The sequence below is a fragment of the Paenibacillus sp. FSL H8-0260 genome (assembly GCF_045040625.1).
Classification (GTDB): Bacteria; Bacillota; Bacilli; order Paenibacillales; family Paenibacillaceae; genus Paenibacillus_AQ; species Paenibacillus_AQ odorifer.
Genome location: NZ_CP150298.1, coordinates 3,236,609 through 3,255,815 on the forward strand (window position 1 = coordinate 3,236,609; position 19,207 = coordinate 3,255,815).

Annotated in this window: 14 protein-coding genes and 1 riboswitch; of the genes, 13 read left to right on the forward strand and 1 reads right to left on the reverse strand. The window is 42.0% G+C overall.

Annotated elements, in window-relative coordinates; translation table 11 throughout:
• Positions 1-381: 381 nt before the first annotated feature.
• Positions 382-1,434 carry a 2,3-butanediol dehydrogenase gene (locus MHI51_RS14500; protein ID WP_339248640.1) on the reverse strand — a complete coding sequence of 351 codons (1,053 nt, stop codon included), beginning with the start codon at positions 1,432-1,434 and terminating at the stop codon, positions 382-384.
• A 315-nt stretch (positions 1,435-1,749) separates the two neighbouring features.
• On the opposite strand from MHI51_RS14500, the gene MHI51_RS14505 reads away from it, so the two are divergent.
• The 13 genes from MHI51_RS14505 (at position 1,750) to MHI51_RS14565 (ending at position 19,151) form a co-directional block, all read left to right on the forward strand.
• The gene (locus MHI51_RS14505) at positions 1,750-2,772 is read left to right on the forward strand and encodes a LacI family DNA-binding transcriptional regulator (RefSeq protein WP_076194230.1); all 1,023 of its coding nucleotides are present in this window, start codon (positions 1,750-1,752) and stop codon (positions 2,770-2,772) included.
• A 112-nt stretch (positions 2,773-2,884) separates the two neighbouring features.
• Positions 2,885-3,817 carry a cysteine synthase A gene (gene cysK / locus MHI51_RS14510; RefSeq protein ID WP_076129370.1) on the forward strand — a complete coding sequence of 311 codons (933 nt, stop codon included), beginning with the start codon at positions 2,885-2,887 and terminating at the stop codon, positions 3,815-3,817.
• Between the two features lie 956 nt (positions 3,818-4,773).
• Complete coding sequence (locus MHI51_RS14515) at positions 4,774-6,303, forward strand: TPM domain-containing protein (protein ID WP_341002479.1); 1,530 nt, start codon at positions 4,774-4,776, stop codon at positions 6,301-6,303.
• A 174-nt stretch (positions 6,304-6,477) separates the two neighbouring features.
• Entirely contained in the window at positions 6,478-7,605 is a 1,128-nt protein-coding gene (locus MHI51_RS14520) for a phosphodiester glycosidase family protein (protein ID WP_405173986.1), read from the forward strand.
• A gap of 120 nt (positions 7,606-7,725) precedes the next feature.
• On the forward strand, positions 7,726-8,658 hold the full coding sequence (locus tag MHI51_RS14525) for a LysR family transcriptional regulator (RefSeq protein WP_076105621.1): 933 nt from the start codon (positions 7,726-7,728) through the stop codon (positions 8,656-8,658).
• Between the two features lie 16 nt (positions 8,659-8,674).
• A complete protein-coding gene (locus tag MHI51_RS14530) occupies positions 8,675-9,790 on the forward strand; it encodes a 5-methyltetrahydropteroyltriglutamate--homocysteine S-methyltransferase (protein ID WP_076125848.1) in 1,116 nt (371 codons plus the stop codon).
• A gap of 139 nt (positions 9,791-9,929) precedes the next feature.
• Complete coding sequence (locus MHI51_RS14535; RefSeq protein ID WP_341002482.1) at positions 9,930-11,057, forward strand: 5-methyltetrahydropteroyltriglutamate--homocysteine S-methyltransferase; 1,128 nt, start codon at positions 9,930-9,932, stop codon at positions 11,055-11,057.
• Between the two features lie 164 nt (positions 11,058-11,221).
• Positions 11,222-11,944, forward strand: a complete 723-nt coding sequence (locus MHI51_RS14540; RefSeq protein WP_036678376.1) for a YebC/PmpR family DNA-binding transcriptional regulator — start codon at positions 11,222-11,224, stop codon at positions 11,942-11,944.
• Between the two features lie 7 nt (positions 11,945-11,951).
• A riboswitch (Fluoride riboswitch) is annotated at positions 11,952-12,014 on the forward strand.
• Positions 12,015-12,081: 67 nt separating this feature from the next.
• Positions 12,082-13,392, forward strand: a complete 1,311-nt coding sequence (locus MHI51_RS14545; RefSeq protein ID WP_076276450.1) for a voltage-gated chloride channel family protein — start codon at positions 12,082-12,084, stop codon at positions 13,390-13,392.
• A 445-nt stretch (positions 13,393-13,837) separates the two neighbouring features.
• Positions 13,838-15,403: an ABC-F family ATP-binding cassette domain-containing protein gene (locus MHI51_RS14550; RefSeq protein WP_076276451.1), complete on the forward strand. Its 1,566-nt coding sequence runs from the start codon at positions 13,838-13,840 to the stop codon at positions 15,401-15,403.
• 95 nt (positions 15,404-15,498) lie between these two features.
• On the forward strand, positions 15,499-16,788 hold the full coding sequence (locus MHI51_RS14555; protein WP_076276452.1) for an amidase: 1,290 nt from the start codon (positions 15,499-15,501) through the stop codon (positions 16,786-16,788).
• A 169-nt stretch (positions 16,789-16,957) separates the two neighbouring features.
• Complete coding sequence (locus MHI51_RS14560) at positions 16,958-17,548, forward strand: RNA polymerase sigma factor (RefSeq protein WP_076217514.1); 591 nt, start codon at positions 16,958-16,960, stop codon at positions 17,546-17,548.
• Complete coding sequence (locus MHI51_RS14565; protein ID WP_405173987.1) at positions 17,526-19,151, forward strand: DUF4179 domain-containing protein; 1,626 nt, start codon at positions 17,526-17,528, stop codon at positions 19,149-19,151. Before MHI51_RS14560 ends, MHI51_RS14565 begins: the two co-directional genes overlap by 23 nt.
• Positions 19,152-19,207: the final 56 nt, after the last annotated feature.

The window sequence follows — 19,207 nt, forward strand, 5'->3', positions numbered from 1 at the left end:
TTTACCCTATATCACTCTCCATTATCTCATTCGAATCCTTTAAATTAGGTGCTAGAAGTATAACAAGAGGGAATGCACCGGAAGCTACGTTCTGTCTGAAAGGATTTCTTCAAGGCATCAGACTTGCAACTCCTGCTTAGTGAGGATGAATATACTTTGGTGGATCAGCGGATGATTAAGCGAGTTAAGCCAGAGCGTATAAGGATTTGCCCATAAATTTGCTTAAACACCCCCCACAGATCAAAAACACCAGGCAGTGATACTCCAATCCCGGAGAATCGCTGCCTGGTGTTTTTTAATAACAGAGACCGCTACAAATTCTAGAAAGAGCTGCTTGGAGCAGCGCCTTCTTTTATGATTCAGCTAATAGGCTGCTTATGGTTATTGTTTAGGACTTACAAGGATTTTTACTTGATTTTTTTCTTTCAAAAGAGCCTCAAACCCGTGATCAATCACTTCATTCAGTTTAATTCTCTTAGTAACAAGTTTTTCAGCAGGGAAGTACCCTTGTTCCATCAAGCTAATTACAGCGGGGAAAACATCACGGTAACCAATGATACCAGTTAAGTTGCGTTCTTTAAGTACGATATTGTTTGGAGTAATCGTAGCATCTTTTTCGAAAATACTAACGATCATGATTTGTCCACTCAATTTAGTGGAATTAATGGCTTGGGTTAGAACGGGAGGTACACCTGTCACTTCAAACGCAACATCTACGCCACCATCGGTACGTTTTTGAATTTCTTCGACCACATCATATTGTTTAGGATCGATTACAATACCACCAAGTTCCTTAGCTTTACTCTTACGTTCCTCGGAAAGTTCTACCACATAGATTTCAGCTGCGCCGGATGCTTTCAAAGCTTCAATGACCAGCAAACCGATTGGGCCAGCACCGAATACTACAGCTTTATCTCCAACCTTCAGTTGACTGGAACGAACAGCGTGTAGAGCAACGGCAGAAGGTTCCACCAGAGCACCTTGTTCATAGGATAAGCTGTCTGGAATTTTGTGCACCATATGTTGGTCTGCTGCGACGTATTCTGAGAATCCACCGCCACCACCAGCCAAACCTAGGAAGCCCATTTTTTCACAAAGATTATATTTACCTTGTCGACAAGCCACACATTCACCACATGCAAAAACAGGCTCTACGACGACGCGATCACCAACATTAAACTTGCTAACGCCTTGACCTACTTCTACGATTTGTCCAGAGAATTCATGTCCCATTACGACTGGAGCTTTTTCACCAGTAAGGGGATGATCTGTTCCTTGGGGAATGAAAATAGGACCGGCTACATATTCGTGAAGATCGCTGCCACAAATTCCGCACCATTCGATTTTGATTTTCACTTTCCCTTCAAGGGCTGCTGGTTCTTCAATCGTTTCTAACCGTAGATCTTTGACGTTATGCCATCTTAATGCTTGCATATCATTCATCTCCTAGATTAATAATTGATAATAAATAGTGTTTTATTTCTGGAAAAGAGGAAACGTTTCCGAGAACAAATATGTCACATAATTTTCATATTGTCAAATTTAAATAATGAAAATATTAATATTGAAAATTAGTGAAAAATTTCACTAAAACAGAGTTATATCAAGCCTTTAGGCTCACATTAGTCGTTGAGATAAGTATTCTTCTATGTACTATTATGTTATAATCTATACATTGGAATTTTGACTTTAGATGAGTGGAATAGAGATAAATACGAAAACGATTCCGGAAATAAGGGGACTATCAGAGTGGCTAATAAAAACAAAGTAACCATAGAGGATGTAGCGAAACGGGCGGGGGTAGGTATTGCTACTGTCTCAAGAGCCATTAATAATTCAGAGGGAATTAGTTCCAAGACCAAGGCGCTGGTACTGCAAGTGATTGAGGAGATGGGTTTCACTCCAAATACCTCTGCGCAAAGCCTCAAAATCCGCCAAACGAAGCAAATTGCTCTGGCCGTTCCTGACATTCGCAACGCAATTATTCCGGATATCGCCTGGTCCGTAGAGCAAGCCGCCAAACAACATAGCTATCGGGTAATCCAGATTAATACTTCTGGCAACCCGCGGACTGAGCTCGAAACAATCCGTGAGGTCAAAAAATTACATGTAGATGGACTCATTATCATGCCTCTTGCTTATCCAAAGACCATGGTAGAGTTAATTAATAAATCGAGTGTTCCGGTCTCTATCATTAACTACGGGAAAAGAATCACAGAAAATGTGAAAGCTGACATCGTTAGTTTGTCACGTTTTGAAGGACAATTAGTGATGGAGCATTTAATCAATATCGGTCGTACTAGGATTGCATATGCAGGGGCACAAAAAGATCTTATTGAAGATCGTTATCTTGCTTATCAGCAAGCTTTAAATCAAGTGGATATTTCGCTTGTTTATTTTGGCGAAGACTTTTCCTTGCAAACTGGACTACAAGCCGCTGACTATTTCTACAGCCTGACGCATATGCCAGACGCTATTTATGCAGTGAATGACATGGTGGCCATAGGTATTGTGAATCGGTTTAAAGAATTAGGCGTACGTGTTCCAGAAGATGTGGCGGTGGTTGGGGTAGATAATAACGCATGGACAACTATCACAACGCCTCAGATTAGTTCAGTTTCCATCATGGGGAATGAAGTGGCACGATTAGCCACACAGCTTCTTTTGCAACGTATTCAGGATAATATTACCGGGGAGTATCAAAGGGTGCAGCTTGATCCGCGATTAATCGTGCGAGAGTCAAGTGTTTCGGTTAGACGTAGTACGAATTAAAGGCCTCAAGTTTGCGACTACTAAGAATGAATAGGTTGTAAATCCTTTAAATCCTGCTAGACTTAATACAGAGTAATTTGATTGGAAATTAAGAAATGAGGTGCGGATCATTATGGCTAATATTTATAAGAGCTTAACCGATCTGATCGGAAATACACCGTTATTAGAGATTTCAAAGTATAGTAAAACCCAAAACGTAGAAGCAAGGGTTCTTGCCAAGCTGGAATCTTTTAATCCTGCAGGTAGTGTTAAAGATCGTATTGGATATGCAATGATCAAAGATGCGGAAGAGAGAGGTCTCATCAATAAAGATTCTGTCATTATTGAGCCTACTAGTGGAAACACTGGGATAGGACTTGCTTTTGCAGCTGCTAGCTTAGGGTATTCACTGATCATCGTCCTACCAGATACATTTAGTATTGAACGCCGTAAATTAATGCTGGCATTAGGTGCTGAGCTTGTGTTAACACCGGGAACTGAAGGAATGAGCGGAGCTGTAAGAAAGGCAGAACAATTAGCTGCGGAAATTCCAAATTCATTTATTCCCCAACAATTCAGCAATCCTGCGAACCCGGAAATACACAGAACGACTACAGCAGAGGAGATTTGGCGGGATACCGATGGAGATGTTGATATTTTCATAGCGGGTGTTGGTTCTGGAGGCACTATCTCGGGTGTTGGGAAAGCGTTGAAAGAAAAGAACCCCGCAGTCCAAATTGTCGCCATCGAGCCGTTTGACTCTCCTGTTTTATCAGGAGGCCGTCCTAAGGGACATGGGATTCAGGGCATTGGAGCAAACTTTATTCCGGAGAATTACGATAATGAAGTGGTGGATGAGATTTTTCAGGTGAAAAATGATGATGCCTATAGCGTATCACGTGCACTTGCGAGAACAGAAGGATTGCTGGTGGGTATCTCCTCCGGAGCAGCTGTTTACGCAGCTACACAAATCGCTAAGCGTCCTGAGAATAAGGACAAGACCATCGTGGTGATTCTGCCGGATACCGGTGAACGTTACTTAACCACTACGCTGTTTGATTTTTAACGGAACATGAGCGCTAGATCCAAGGAATTGGCTTTAAAAAGCAAGCAAAAGGTTCAGCTATAGGCTGAGCCTTTTTGTTGTTGGAGTATTGGCTGTATATCTCCAGATAACGGGTATCTCAAGTAACTAAGAAGTTTAAGGGGGATTCAAATCTCCCATTATTACACGTAGCTAAGAAGTTCAAGGGGGATTCCAAATCTCCCATTTTGTATAGTAGCCAAGGAAGTTCAGTGTGTTACGGACCATATTGCAGCTATTTCGCCATTTAATCTCATTTTGCTGCGTTATCGGACTGTATAGCACTTATTGGCCAACATTTGCGGATAAGTGGTGTGGTTTTGAGTAAATAGCTGCAACTGAGTCCGATATACTACCCCAAACGCTCAAATAAACAGAATAACGTCTCCTGAGTCCGATAATCGGCGAAAAGTATGTTATCCAGCGATTCCAAAACTCCAATGTACCTCAAGTAACTAAGAAGTTTAAGAGGGATTCCAAAACCCCATTTTACTCAGTAGCCAAGGAAGTTCAGTGTGTTACGGACCGTATTGCAGCTATTTCGCCTTTTCAGCTCATTTTGCTGCGTTATCGGACTGTATAGCACTTATTGACCAACATTTGCGGATAAGTGGTGTGGTTTTAAGTAAATAGCTGCAACTGAGTCCGATAGCCTGCCGCAAACGCTCGAATCAACAAAATAACGTCTCCTGAGTCCGATCCATCAGTGAAAAGTATGTTATCCAGCGATTCCAAAACTCCAATGCTCTTGAGTTTGATCCATCAACACAACACGATGATTGCCCCTAAAGCGACTTGCACGCCTCAAATCACCCGCCTCACAAACTCTAACCGTTTTTTCCTGTTGTGTAATTTCCAGTTTAGAATAAAATGGAACTATTCCGCTAACCGCGCGTAACCGATAAATAAGAGAGATAATGATAGATCAGGAGGTACATATGAACACGAGAACTCTAAAAATACTGCTACATACCACACTTGCTGCCTTATTGTTAAGTGTATTGCTTTTGCCGGCCGTAAGTTTAGCCAAAACTGCTGTACCTAAGCATACAGGGTCATTTTATGTGAATGATTTTGCGAATGTGATTGACGAGAAAGCAGAGAATTACATGGTGAACTACGGTATTCGATTACATCAGGCTACTGGAGCTCAAGTTGTGCTTGTAACTGTCGATTCTACTGAAGGGGTTTCGATGGAAGAGTATGCAAAATCGCTTTTCAATAGCTGGGGTGTGGGGGCTGCGGATAAAAATAACGGTCTGCTGCTGCTCCTTTCTATAAAAGATGATGATTATTGGGCGGTACAAGGTAAAGGTATAGAGGAATCATTGCCTAACAGTAAGATTAAAGAGATTCTTTCACAATATCTTGAGCCGGATTTCGCAGCTAAAACATACAGTAATGGTGCTAGGAAGACGTATGGAGCTTTTATTCAAGCTATGGGCGGCACTTGGGCAGAAAATGTTGGCACCAAAAATTACGTATCCGATAATGCGGGTGTGCTCAAAAAAGTAACTAAAGACTATCTGAACGATTCCAACAACAGATATAAAACAACAACCGGAAGTGGAATTTATGTGGTCACCGTAAAAAATGCTGGAGATAAAACATTGCAGGACTATACCTATATGAAGTTTGCTTCGGTAGGTGCGGGTCCTAAGGATGTTATGCTGGTATTGGACATAGGCGGAGACAACTATCATGTTCTACAAGGCAAGGATATCGACAAGGTTTTAACCAATGAGGTTATTAGTAATATTTTAAATACCGTGCTTGAACCCCAATTTGTGAAAAAAGATTACGGTACGGGAGCTACAACGACAGTTAATTCGTTCTACAGTTTCTTGTTAGCTAGAGCGGATCATCCGCAAGGAGTCACTGGAAACAACGGAAACAATGTTAATCCTGGAACTACAACGAATTCTGGTACTTCCTCTACTACAGCTACAAGTGGAGGTGAGGCGGTTAGTAAAAGCAAGGCTTTTCTAATTTTCTCAGCGATTTTGGGTTCGCTTATCTTATTTGGATTTACTGCTTCACGACGCAATAGATATATAGAAATGTATGGTTTGCCATTTAATCCATATAGCCAAAGGAATATACGCCGTTATGGTCCTTGGCATGGTCAAGCGGATTACGGTTATGGCAGACGCTGGCACAGACGTTATTATCATCACCACCATAGGAATACAAACAATTCGCAATCAAGTTTCTGGGGAAACAGTGGTGGCGGAGGCTCTACTAACGGTGGCGGTGCAGGACGGTATTCCTCAAGCAACGAGAACCATGGTGGTGGAGGTTCCAGCAGTGGTGGAGGAGCAGGAAGACATTCTTCAAGCTCATCCAGCCGCAGCTACTCAGATGATGATGATAGAGGCTCATCAGGTGGTGGCGGTTATTCCGGCGGTGGTGGCTCATCAGGCGGCGGCGGTAGCGCTAGCAGCGGCGGTGGAGTAGGAAGACATTAGATTTTGTTTAGCTTTAGATGAGCAGGTAGCCAAGATATTGGAAACCTGCTCGTTTTTTGTTTTTGAATGCTGACTATTTCTCAAACAGAAACTTTTAATGAAAATCATCGTCTATGATAAGGACGAGTTGTACATATTATCAAATTAGTAATATTTAGGGAGGAATACTCAGAAGTGAGCACTTCATCGTTACCTCAACGTTCCAATGCACGCAATAAGAAACCTGTAAAGAAACCAATAAAAAAGCGGAAGAAACGAAGTTTTTTTCGCACCTTATCCAAAGTTTTTTTATTCTGCTTATTCTTAATGATCGCTGCTGGTGGATGGCTTTATTTTGCACCCTCGGCTCAGAACTTACGTTATACAATCGCAGATACGCTAATTACAACACAACATCGCTATATGGCTAAATATATTATAGGTGAAGATCAACTGAAGGAACGGGTAACCGAATATACCGCCCGTTTTGAAGAGATGGGGGACGAAATAGATACACATACGATCGCTCCCGAACCTGAGGTGGTAGAGAAGCCGCTTGTCGAGATTGAGAATGTCTCAGGCAGTGGCTATACCGGATATGTAATGATTGTTAATGATCCAACCAAAGTCCGACTAGGAATACCTAATAAGATTGGTTCAGGTGAAAAAGTAACCAGTATGGTGAAGCGTACAGGCGCTATCGCTGGAGTAAACGGTGGTGGGTTCGCTGATCCGAACTGGAAAGGGAACGGGTTTAAACCCATAGGAATTGTAGTCTCACAAGGTAAGTTATATTACAACGGTCTTGGCGGTAAAAAATCTACACAGATTGTTGGTCTTAATAAACAAGGAAAAATGGTTGCCGGGAATTATACGCTAGATGAGATCAGTAAAATGGGGGTTCAGGAGGCAGTTACTTTTAGTCCGCGGCTAATCGTCAATGGCAAAGGATTGATTAAGAATGCAGCGGAAGGTTGGGGGATTGCACCTAGAACAGCAATGGGTCAGCGGGCAGATGGCGCTATTATTTTTGTGGTAATTGACGGACGACAGCCTACTTATAGTATTGGAGCAAATCTCTATGATGTGCAGCAGATTTTGCTTAAGCATGGAGCTGTGATAGCGGCTAATCTGGATGGTGGATCTTCTACGGTACTAGTAAAAGATAATGAGATTATGAATAAACCCTCATCCCAATATGGTGAGCGGTATTTGCCTACAGCTTTTTTAGTTTTTGAGCATCCAGAACAGGTTGATATGCCCAATATCTGGAAAGGACTAGATCCTGCCAAGATTGATGCTGGGAAAAAGAGAACACAATAAGTACGCGTTATTGGGCACATAATAAGGATTATCTTGGAATGAGATGTGTATTTATGCTACGATATCAGCTAGTATGAAACAGAATGTAGTACGAATAGGTCTGGAACAGGGGGAATAGGAGTGACGTTGCAGCAGCTCCGCTACGCTATCGAAATTGCAAATAGTGGCTCCATGAATGAGGCGGCAAAGAAACTCTTTGTTTCTCAACCGAGCCTGTCCAACGCTATTAAAGAGCTTGAAAATGAACTTGGGATTACCATCTTTGAAAGGACGAACCGTGGAATCAGCATTTCTGTAGAAGGAATGGAATTTCTCGGATATGCCCGTCAAATCATTGAACAAACAGAGCTTATGGAGAATCGTTATACTGGGAAAAAGCGTAGCCCAATCTATTTTTCCATTTCGACTCAGCATTATGCTTTTGTGGTAGATGCTTTTGTGAGTCTCATGAAGCAAAGTGATGTCTCAGAGTACAACTTCAGCTTGAGAGAGACGCAAACCTACGACATCATCGAAGATGTGCGTACTCTCCGTAGCGATTTGGGGATTCTTTATATTAACGAGAGCAACTATAAGCATATGAATAAGCTGTTCAGTGACGGTAATCTGAAATTCACGCCACTCTTTAATACTGACCCACATCTTTATGTTAGAACTGGACATCCGCTTGCCCAGAAGGAAAGGATCTCGCAGGACGATATTTTACCTTTTCCGTATATTACTTTTGAACAGGGTGAGAACAATTCACTTCACTTCTCGGAGGAAATGTTAAGTTTTTCTCAGATTGAGAAGAATATTAAAGTGAATGACCGGGCAACCTTGACCAATTTATTAATGGGCACGGACGGTTATACAGTGGGTACAGGAATCATGGCATCCGATCTGAACGGTAATGGACTGAAGACGATTCCATTTGAGAGTAATGAAGTATTCACGGTTGGTTGGATTGCGCATAAAGATCGTAGACCTAGTGTGATGGCATCCAAGTATATAGAAATCTTAAATGACTTGGTTTCCGGAAGTTATTTTGATCTAAATCATTTTTTACTATAGCTGTAGGAGGATCGGTATGATTAGACCCGTAACTGGCACCCAGAGAAATGCTCCACCCTTTCGCTATGATATCGTCGGCAGCTTCTTGCGTACGGAAGAGATTAAAGCAGCCCGCCTCCAATATGAGAATGGTGAAATTACAGGTAGTGAGCTTTATGAAATAGAGAATATTGAGATTGCTAAACTACTGGAATTAGAAAAGGAAGTAGGATTATTAGCAGTAACAGATGGTGAATTTCGCCGTTCCTGGTGGCATCTTGATTTCTTTGTCGGAATTAAAGGAACTGAAAAGATTAACTTAAACCAAGGGAATGGAAGAGCCGAAACGGTTCAGCGTGCAGAATCATTCCGAATTGTTGACCGGATTGCCTTTGAAGATCATCCCATGCTACAGCAATTTATAAAGCTCAAGGAAATGGCGGGAGACCGGATACCCAAAATGACGATTCCATCACCTGCCCTATTTCACTTTGTGGAGGAGTTTAATGGAAATGAAGTTTACCCTGATAAGGAAACTCTATTTCAAGATATCATCGCGGTTTACCAAACTGCGATTCAAGCCTTTTACGATGCAGGCTGCCGTTATCTTCAGTTAGACGACACAACTTGGGGAACGCTGAGCAGTGGCCGACATCGCGCCCATTTACGCAGTAGAGGTACAGATCCCGATCAGTTAGCAAAGGATTACGTTAGGCTGATCAATGAGAGTATTGCGAATCGTCCGCATGATATGACCATCGCGCTGCACGTTTGCCGAGGTAATTTTCGCTCCACTTGGTTCGCTGCTGGCGGTTATGAGCCTGTTGCCGAGGTGCTTTTTTCCAATACCAAAGTTGATGCCTTTTTCTTGGAATATGATAATGAACGAGCTGGCGATTTCGAGCCCTTACGATTTATTAAAGACCAATTTGTAGTGTTGGGATTAGTAACGACCAAACATGGGGGTCTGGAGAGTAAAGAGCAGCTTAAGGCAAGAATCGAAGAAGCCGCACAATATGTAGATATTGAAAAGCTGTGCCTTAGCCCTCAGTGTGGATTTGCTTCTACGGAGGAAGGAAATATTCTAACTGAAGAAGAGCAGTGGGATAAAATACGCCTTGTGATCGAAACCGCCCGAGAGGTCTGGTTATAATTAAATAAGCTAATTTGGTGGCCTGCTATAGCGTAAGCTTATGGTAGGCCATAGTTTTTAGGAGTTACCCTGTCCTGATTGTACAGTGCTATAGTGAATTCAACAGAAAAGCACAGACAATAAAGGAGGACGAACCCCTATGAGTACCATCCAAAAAGGAAAACAAAGAACTGAAGTGCCATTCAGAGTAGATATCGTTGGCAGCTTCTTACGTCCGGAAACGATTAAGAGAGCTCGTGTCCAATATCAAAATAATGAAATCTCCGCTGATGAATTGCGCAAGGTTGAAGATACAGAGATTGCCAGAGTTGTGAAAAAACAAAAAGCGGTTGGATTAAAAGGTGTAACGGATGGAGAGTTCCGCCGCTCCTGGTGGCATTTAGATTTTATGTGGGGCCTTGAAGGGGTAACAAAGAAAGTCAGCCCAGTGGGCTACCTGTTTAATGGTGTAGAGACCAGAGCGGAAACTGCAGAATTATCCGGTAAAATCCGTGGGACTAGCCATCCAATGATCGCTGACTACAGACAATTGGTTAGCATAGCGGGAAATGATGTAGTAGCGCGCCAAACGATTCCTTCGCCAGCGCAGTTCCTTGCTGAACTTCAGCGCAATCAAAAGACTACTGTAGCTGTTTACGACAAGCAGGATGAACTTGTGGCTGATATTGCTGCAGCTTATCGTGAAGTTATTCGTGATTTCTATGAGGCAGGTTGCCGTAATCTGCAATTGGACGACTGCACATGGGGTATGCTTTGTGATAAAGGATATTGGGAAGCCCGTCAAAAAGAGGGTGTAGATGTTAACGAAATCGCTAAGTTATACGCATTTGTAAATAACGAAGCGATAAAAGATCACCCAGCAGATATGGTTATCACGATGCATGTATGCCGTGGGAACTACGCGTCCACTTGGGCAGCATCCGGCGGATACGAGCCTATCGCAGAAGTGTTATTTGGAACGGTGGATGTAGATGGTTTCTATCTGGAGTTCGATACGGATCGGGCCGGAGACTTTGCACCCCTTAGATTTATTAAAGATCAACAAGTAGTTTTAGGTTTGTTCAGTTCGAAGTCAGGTGAGCTTGAGAATAAAGAAGAAATCATTGGACGGATTAAAGAAGCTTCGCAATATGTGGATATCAATCAGTTGTGCCTGAGCCCACAATGTGGTTTTGCCTCTACGGAAGAAGGAAACCATCTGACAGATCAACAGCAATGGGATAAACTGCAGTTTATTAAAGAGATTGCAGATGAAATTTGGCAGTAATCTATAAAAAATTAGCAGGCTCCTGATTGAATCAGGGGCTTTTTCTATCTGTATTGTGACAGCTTAGAGGATTAACCTACTACTGCACTTTACTAGAGCTATCGAAGAAGGGTATAATAAGTAACAATTGTTTTTAATTCATGTTGAAAGAGAGCGGGAACAATATGGGTCGTAAGTGGAATAATATTAAAGAAAAGAAAGCTTCCAAAGACGCAAACACAAGTCGTGTTTATGCAAAGTTTGGTGTTGAGATTTATGTAGCAGCAAAGAAGGGCGAACCCGATCCAGAAGCGAACCGGGCCCTGAAAGTTGTATTAGAACGTGCAAAAACTTACAATGTACCAAAAGCGATCATTGACCGTGCGCTTGATAAGGCTAAAGGTAGCGCTGAAGAAAATTATGAAGAGCTTCGTTATGAAGGATTTGGACCTAGCGGTTCAATGATCATCGTTGATGCGCTAACAAATAACGTTAATCGGACAGCTCCATTGATCCGTTCAACCTTCAGTAAGAATGGCGGAAATATGGGTGTCAGCGGATCAGTAGCTTACATGTTTGACTCTACGGCCGTTATAGGTGTGGAAGGTAAAACTGCTGATGAAGTAATTGAAATGATGTTTGATGCAGAACTTGATGTACGCGATGTGCTGGAAGAGGATGATGCAGTTATTGTTTATGCAGAACCTGATCAGTTCAATGCAGTGCAAGAAGTATTCAAGAATGCAGGCATCACTGAATTCACTGTAGCTGAGTTAAATATGCTTCCACAAAACTATGTGGCACTCCCAGAAGATGCTCAAGCTCAATTCGAGAAATTGATTGATGCTTTGGAAGACCTGGAAGATGTTCAACAAGTGTATCATAACGTAGATTCAGAAGAAGAATAATTTAAGTTTTATAAAGGGCGATGGAGTTCGCCGTAACTGTCTCTCTGAGACTAATGACTCCTACCAGTGTGAGCTTCCCTGGTAGGAGTCTGTTTTATTGTTGAGACTAATTTATTTTGTCCTTAGGAGCTGTCGAGATGAATCCATGGTCTACCCGATGGTTTGAAATCACTAAGAAGCGAAGTTATTTTGCTCTTTGGAGTACATTTATCAAATGGATTGTGCTCGGCAGTGTAGTTGGTATTTTATCCGGCACCGCCTCTGCTTTTTTTCTAAAAAGCTTGGATTACGTAACAGATGTACGTTTAGAGCATCCAGGGCTACTTTATTTGTTGCCTCTTGGGGGAGTATTTGTTAGTTTCCTATATATGCGTTACGGAAAAAACAGCGCTAAAGGAAATAACCTTATTATAGAACAAATTCAGGACGGCCAAGAGACTATACCTTTGCGAATGGCTCCATTGGTGTTGTTCGGAACATTAGTAACCCACTTATTTGGTGGATCCGCTGGGCGTGAAGGGACAGCTGTTCAAATGGGCGGAAGCCTTGCGGAATGGTTCGGAAAGCTGATTAAAATCAGTCCTCTGGATCGTAAGATACTGTTAATGTGCGGGATCAGTGCAGGCTTTGGTTCTATTTTCGGAACACCGCTGGCTGGAACCTTATTTGGTCTAGAGGTAGTAACCATTGGACTTATTAGCCAACAGGCATTACTTCCATGTTTTGTGGCTAGCTTTGTTGGTGATCTGGTCACCACTCGATTGTGGGGTGTTCATCATACACACTATGTAGTGAATGAATTTCCAGCTTTAAGTTTAATGATTATTCTAAAAGTGGTATTGGCCTCTGTAATTTTTGGTCTCGTGAGTATGCTTTTCAGTGAACTGACTCATTTTCTGAAAAGAATCTTCACCGCCAGGATAAGCAATCCAATGATAAAAGGTGCCGTAGGTGGATTAATTATCATTGCCTTAGTATTCCTTGTAGGGTCTCGTGATTACTTAGGCCTCGGAATTCCGTTAATCAAGGATTCTTTTGAGGGAGATGTCTCGCCGTTCGCTTTTTTATGGAAGCTGATCTTTACCGCCTTTACCTTAGGAACAGGATTTCAGGGTGGTGAGGTTACTCCGTTATTTACGATTGGTGCCACACTAGGAAATGCCTTGGCTGGAATATTACATGTGTATGGACCCTTTTTAGCTGCCCTCGGTTTTATTGCTGTCTTCTGTGGAGCTACTAGCACGCCTATCGCTTGCTTCTTAATGGGGATCGAGCTGTTTGGTTCGGAAGGAGCCATATACATGTTTATCGCTTGTGTGGTGAGTTATTTATTCTCCGGACATAGTAGTATTTATACTTCACAGCTTATTGGTGTATCGAAGAGCCAGTTCATTACTATTCCTCAAGGGACTAGGATCGGTACGGTCAAACGCGCCCGCAAAAAATAACAGCACCTCTCGGATGGTGGTTGACAAGTGCGGATACACGATTTAAAATGTAGCCAAACGAAGGGATGGTTCAACATGATTCATGTGGAAACTGAAAAATTATATACCAGAAGCTGCTCCGAACAATCGGATACAAACGATGAAACGTTGTCCGGAGCTTAATCAAAAAGCGAATCGCTTTTTATATCATCGAAAGCTAGCTAGGTCATTTTAGTGTGATTATTCATGCTTATTTGATTACGCCATCTTCCGATGTTAATGATTAAGAGGCTGTAGACAATTTTCGTCTACAGCCTTTTGTGTTTATAATGTTCAGTTTCCAAACTGACAATTATCTATTTGTGCCGTCTATTCGTGCACTAATAAGCAGAAGGCTTGCGCCCAAGGGCGCGGTGTCTTCTGCTTTTTTTGTGCTTAAAAACAATTATAGAAAAGAGGAAAGCAAATGAGTTTACTTGAGGTTTCTAATGTATCACATGCTTTTGGAGATAAAGTGCTGTATAAACAGGTTTTTTTGGAAGTCTACAAAGGGGAGCATGTAGGTGTAGTGGGTCAGAATGGAACAGGGAAAAGCACATTGATTGGTATTCTGACGGGCGAGGTGATTCCTGATGGTGGAACGATTAAATGGCAGCCCAATATCAAAATAGGTCATCTTGATCAATACGCGGTTATTGATGGGTCAAGTACCGTTCAAAGTTATTTAAGGAGAGCGTTCACTGAATTATACGAAATGGAAGAAAAGATGAATGCACTTTATGCGGAATGTGCTGTTTCTGGCAATGAAGTGCTTTTGCAGAAGGCAGCAGACCTTCAGGAACGACTTGAGGCGCTCGACTATTATTCTATCGAGAGCAATATCAGTAAAGTGGTTACGGGGCTAGGACTAAATGCAATGGGGATGGACCGTCCTATTGATCAGCTTAGTGGGGGGCAGCGAACCAAAGTTATATTGGCAAAGCTGTTGCTTGAACAACCTGATGTGTTATTGCTCGACGAGCCCACCAATTATCTCGACACCACGCATATTAACTGGCTTGCTGAATATCTGATAGCGTTCGATCAAGCCTTCATTGTGGTCTCTCATAACTACACTTTTCTCGATAAAATATCAACAAGCATTTGCGATATTGAAGGGGAAACGATTAAAAAATATCATGGCAAATATGCTGATTTTTTGAGACAGAAGGAGCATTTTCGCGAAAGCCATATCCGGCAGTACCATGCACAGCAGAAAAAAATTGAAGCCACTGAGCAATATATCCGGAAAAATGGTGCTGGTGTTAATTCTAGAATTGCCCGTGGCCGTCAGAAGCAGCTGGATCGTATGGAGAGAATCGCTGCACCGACGTTTGTCACTAAAGCATCTATCCGTTTTCAAGAGCTTCCTGTTACTGCACAAGTTGCGCTTAGAGTAGACCATCTTGTGGTTGGTTACGATAAGCCGCTGCTGCCAAAATTAACATTTTCCATTCGAGGAGGACAAAAGATAGTCATAACAGGCTTTAACGGCATCGGAAAATCAACATTGCTGAAAACATTAGTTGGTCAAATCCCCAGTGTTGACGGGGCATTCCGCTTTGCGGAACAAGTCTCTCTTGGTTACTACGAGCAAGATTTAATTTGGGAAAGCGATAACATGACACCTATTGAAATCGTCGCATCGTTTTATCCAAAATTGACTATTAAGGAAATACGTCGTCATTTAGCATTATGTGTTGTAAAAGATAGTCACGTTACACAGCCTATCTGTACACTCAGCGGTGGCGAACAATCCAAAGTTAAGCTGTGTCTTTTATTACTTACAGCATGTAATTTCTTAATCTTAGATGAGCCCACTAATCACTTAGATGCCGAAACAAAAGATGCTTTACAGAATGCTTTAATCCAATTTAAAGGTACAGTGATTCTAGTTTCTCATGAGGAGCAATTTTATCAAGGGTGGGTGGATCGTGTAATCAATATTGTGGATGAAAATAGAAATAGAGAACTAAAGTATAGTCATAGATAAGGTTAACTAGTAACATAAAGTTGTTCCAAATTAATACAATCGTCTTCAAATGGCTTCCTGGTTTAAGTGAATATAAAGGAGGGCTCCAATCAGACATGTACATTAATAAATCTTCGTTAGCTCAGTTTGCTCAGGGCAATAAGACCTCAGATGTGACCATGGATAGATATCTTACACAATATTTAGATCTTTACGATAAGGTAGAACCACACGTGCGTGCTTTTGTGCCAGAGGAGAACCGAGCAGATAGAATAAAAAATGAAGTGGCTAGGGTAAGAGAGAAGTATTCGGAATTTCCTAAACCATCGCTATATGGAATACCTGTTGGAATCAAAGATTTAATTCACTTAGACGGGTTGCCTACCTGTGCAGGGTCGAACCTTCCCCCACAAGCTTTGACGAAGTCTGAGGGCAGTTTTATTCAAAAGCTTCGGCAAAAAGGGGTTTGGTTCACCGGCAAAACAGTGACGGAGGAATTTGCTTATGCCGGACCTATCACGACCCGTAATCCTCATCAGCTGGATCATACGCCTGGCGGCTCTAGTGCAGGCTCTGCTGCTGCGGTTGCCGCGGGCATCTGTCCATTTGCAATAGGTACACAAACCTTGCGTTCTGTTATGGCACCTGCTTCATTTTGCGGAGTGGTCGGCTTTAAACCTAGTTATGCGCGTATCCCTATAGATGGTGTCCGATTGATGTCGCCATCTTTTGATACGTTTGGATTTTTCACTCAGGATATGGAGGGTATGGACTTTCTCGCCGCAGAGCTTGTAACGGAATGGAGACCTTTTAAAGAAGCTCGTAAACCTGTGCTAGGGATACCCGAAGGTGTATACATGACATTATTAGAGAATGACACCAAGATAACCTTTCAGAAGCAGCTTAAGAAGCTTGAGGAAGCAGGGTTCAGCATAAAAACAGTTGCAATGCCGTGGGAAGATAGCTTTATCTACGGAGATGCCATGGTGCGGTTTGTTCACGGAGAAATGGCGCAAGTCCATCATTCACTATTTGATATTTATAAAGATCTTTATGAGGATACCGTACGGCAGGCTATTTTATCTGGACGAACCATCACTGAGGAAGAACTGGAAGGATATCGTAGCGGACAAATCAAGCTCAGAAACGATCTATTAGATGTGCAGAAGTCACAGGGGATTGATCTGTGGGTTTCGCCGGCTCAGGCAGGAACAGCTCCGCTGTGGGGAACACGAACCGGATGGACCGGAATGACGGCCATTTGGTCATATGCTGGAGCGCCTGCGGTGAGTATTCCAGCTGCCTCTATAAATAACATGCCTTTAGGCTTTCAATGTATCGGGGCATATGGCAGGGATGAAGAGTTAATTTATTGGAGTAAAGTGGTTTCTTTAGCGCTTCAGTGATTCTATGGCTTTAGAAATGGATCAATTGTTGTATTTTGTTCTAAAACGTAACCGGTAGATTACACAGTAGGTCTTCGTTTTATTTGAAGATCTACTTTTTTTTGTATAAAGTGAGAGTTTTTTTAATAGGGATCGTCTATATAGTATCGTGCTTCAAGGAGGCTTCAGGGTGAAGGGACATGTACCGAAAGTTGAAAAAGAGGATGAGAGGCTATGGATCCAAAATGTTCTCGATGGACATAAAGAAGACTATTCGTATCTTGTAAATCGATATAAGAATAAAATTTATGGGCTTTTGCGAGGAATGGGAGCCAATCATCAAGATGCACAAGACATAACGCAGGAGACGTTTATTAAAGCTTACCGTAAGCTGGCTTCACATGATTTGGATAAGAATTTTGCGGCGTGGCTATATGCTATCGCGACTAATTTACTGAAGGATTCCTGGAAAAAAGACCGACCGACAGCGAGTTTGCCGGACGACAATGCCGAACATTCTCTTTCGGATAATCCAGAAGAAGAATTAATGCGATCGGAGCATCGCACAGAGCTGCTTCACCTGATGCAGAAGCTCCCGTCTAATTATCGTACGGCTTTACTGCTTCGTTATACCAATGATTTAAGCTATGAAGAAATGTGTATGGTTCTAGATGTTCCATTAAGCAAGATTCAAAATGATTTATACCGGGCTAAACAGCGTTTGAAGCAGCTAATTACACTCCAGGAGGTGAAGACCGATGAGGTGCTTAAATTCCTATGAGATCGAAGAATATATTTTAAGCAAATCTATCTTACGAGATCAAGCCGTAGCTGAACATATGGCAACTTGTACGCAATGTAATATGATCTACGAAGCAGAGCTTGAAGAACAAGCAGAATGGTCGCAGGCTATGTATGAAGAGCGCTTACCAGATTCATTTACTGCTCAAGTAATGGCTTCTTTGGAACAAGTAGAGCTTGAGGAATTTACTCCAACACAAAGGAATCGTAAGCATCCGAAGCGCAATAAGTTGCTGAGATTATTTATGGGTGCGGCGTTGTTACTGGTTGTGCTAAGTGCCGTGATCTTATATTCCGTTCCTACACTGGCAGAGACTTTACGTTCTCTTTTTGTAAAAAACAACATGGACATTGGCCTTCTACGAGCACAAGAATTTGGGTTGGTAGAGCATCCTAATATTAAGGTGAAGGATAAGGGCTACACAATCAAAATAGATGAAGCAGTGGCAGATCCTACACGGGTAATTGTTGCGTTACAGCTGTTTGGACCGGATGGAAAGCATGATAAAAAACGCTTGGTCCTTAATGATGGGAACAGTATTGCGATTAAGGATGATCAAGGGAAGGTTGTTGGGGAGTTATACGATATAGGATTTACCAGTGACTTTTACTATTTGATCGCTAATTTCACTGAACCTCTGCAAACTGATCGAATTACGGTCGAAGGTCATATTACTGAATTGGGAAGTGAACGCAAGAACATCCCTACTCTTAAAGGCGATTGGAATTTCAATTTTTCTATGGATATGACAGAAGCGAATAAACAAACAACCACCATGCCACTAACGGGTAGCTACACCTCCCCGGACGGTTTAACTGTGACCTTGAAAAAATTAACTCATATGGTGCAAGGTGTTCGTTTTGAGTTTGATACGCAATTGAGTGAAGAGGCATTGACCCGTTCTCCTGGCGAACTATGGAAGCAACAGGGCTTGAAATTCCATTTTGAGGATACAGCAGGCGAAGAGATTCACAGTGTTAATGCTAGAAAGTTTCCTAATAAGAATAGCGTGATGTCCTACTCTAACCTTCCCGGGGCAACAAAGGGACTTATGCACTGGAGCTATACGTTTAAATATTTACCTCAGGATACGCCTTATACTTTCGTATTGGATGGATATTTCATCCCAGAGAAGGATGGTTCTAGTGTGCAATTTGAGCCTGCCAAGTTGAAAGAACAGCCGATTCCCTTTGTATTTGACGGGGATGAACTGATGTTAAATGATTTTACAGTGGAGTCATCTCCCGATAACAATGTATCAGCGAAGGAAGGTGTATTACATTTTAGAGGAAGATTGAGAAATGAGTTTTTAAATAGTGAATGGATATTTAAGACACTAGATGGCAAGGAGTACAAACTCACTGAACAAGGAGCTTTTACTACCAAAGGGGGAGGATGGAAAGATGGTTATATTGAATTTATCGAGTCTCAGTCAAATAATCAAAAGAAATATTTCCAATTCCGTGCCGAAGGCCTTACACAAATTCCCGAGCAGCTTCAATTAGTACGCACGATAAACAATCGAATGTATACTAATGTAGACTGGTCCGTTCCTATCATGGAAGCTAGCAAAAAAGAGTAAATATAGTTATTTGGTTTCCGGATTGTACAAGCAAATAAGGGGGAATAAGCATCTCA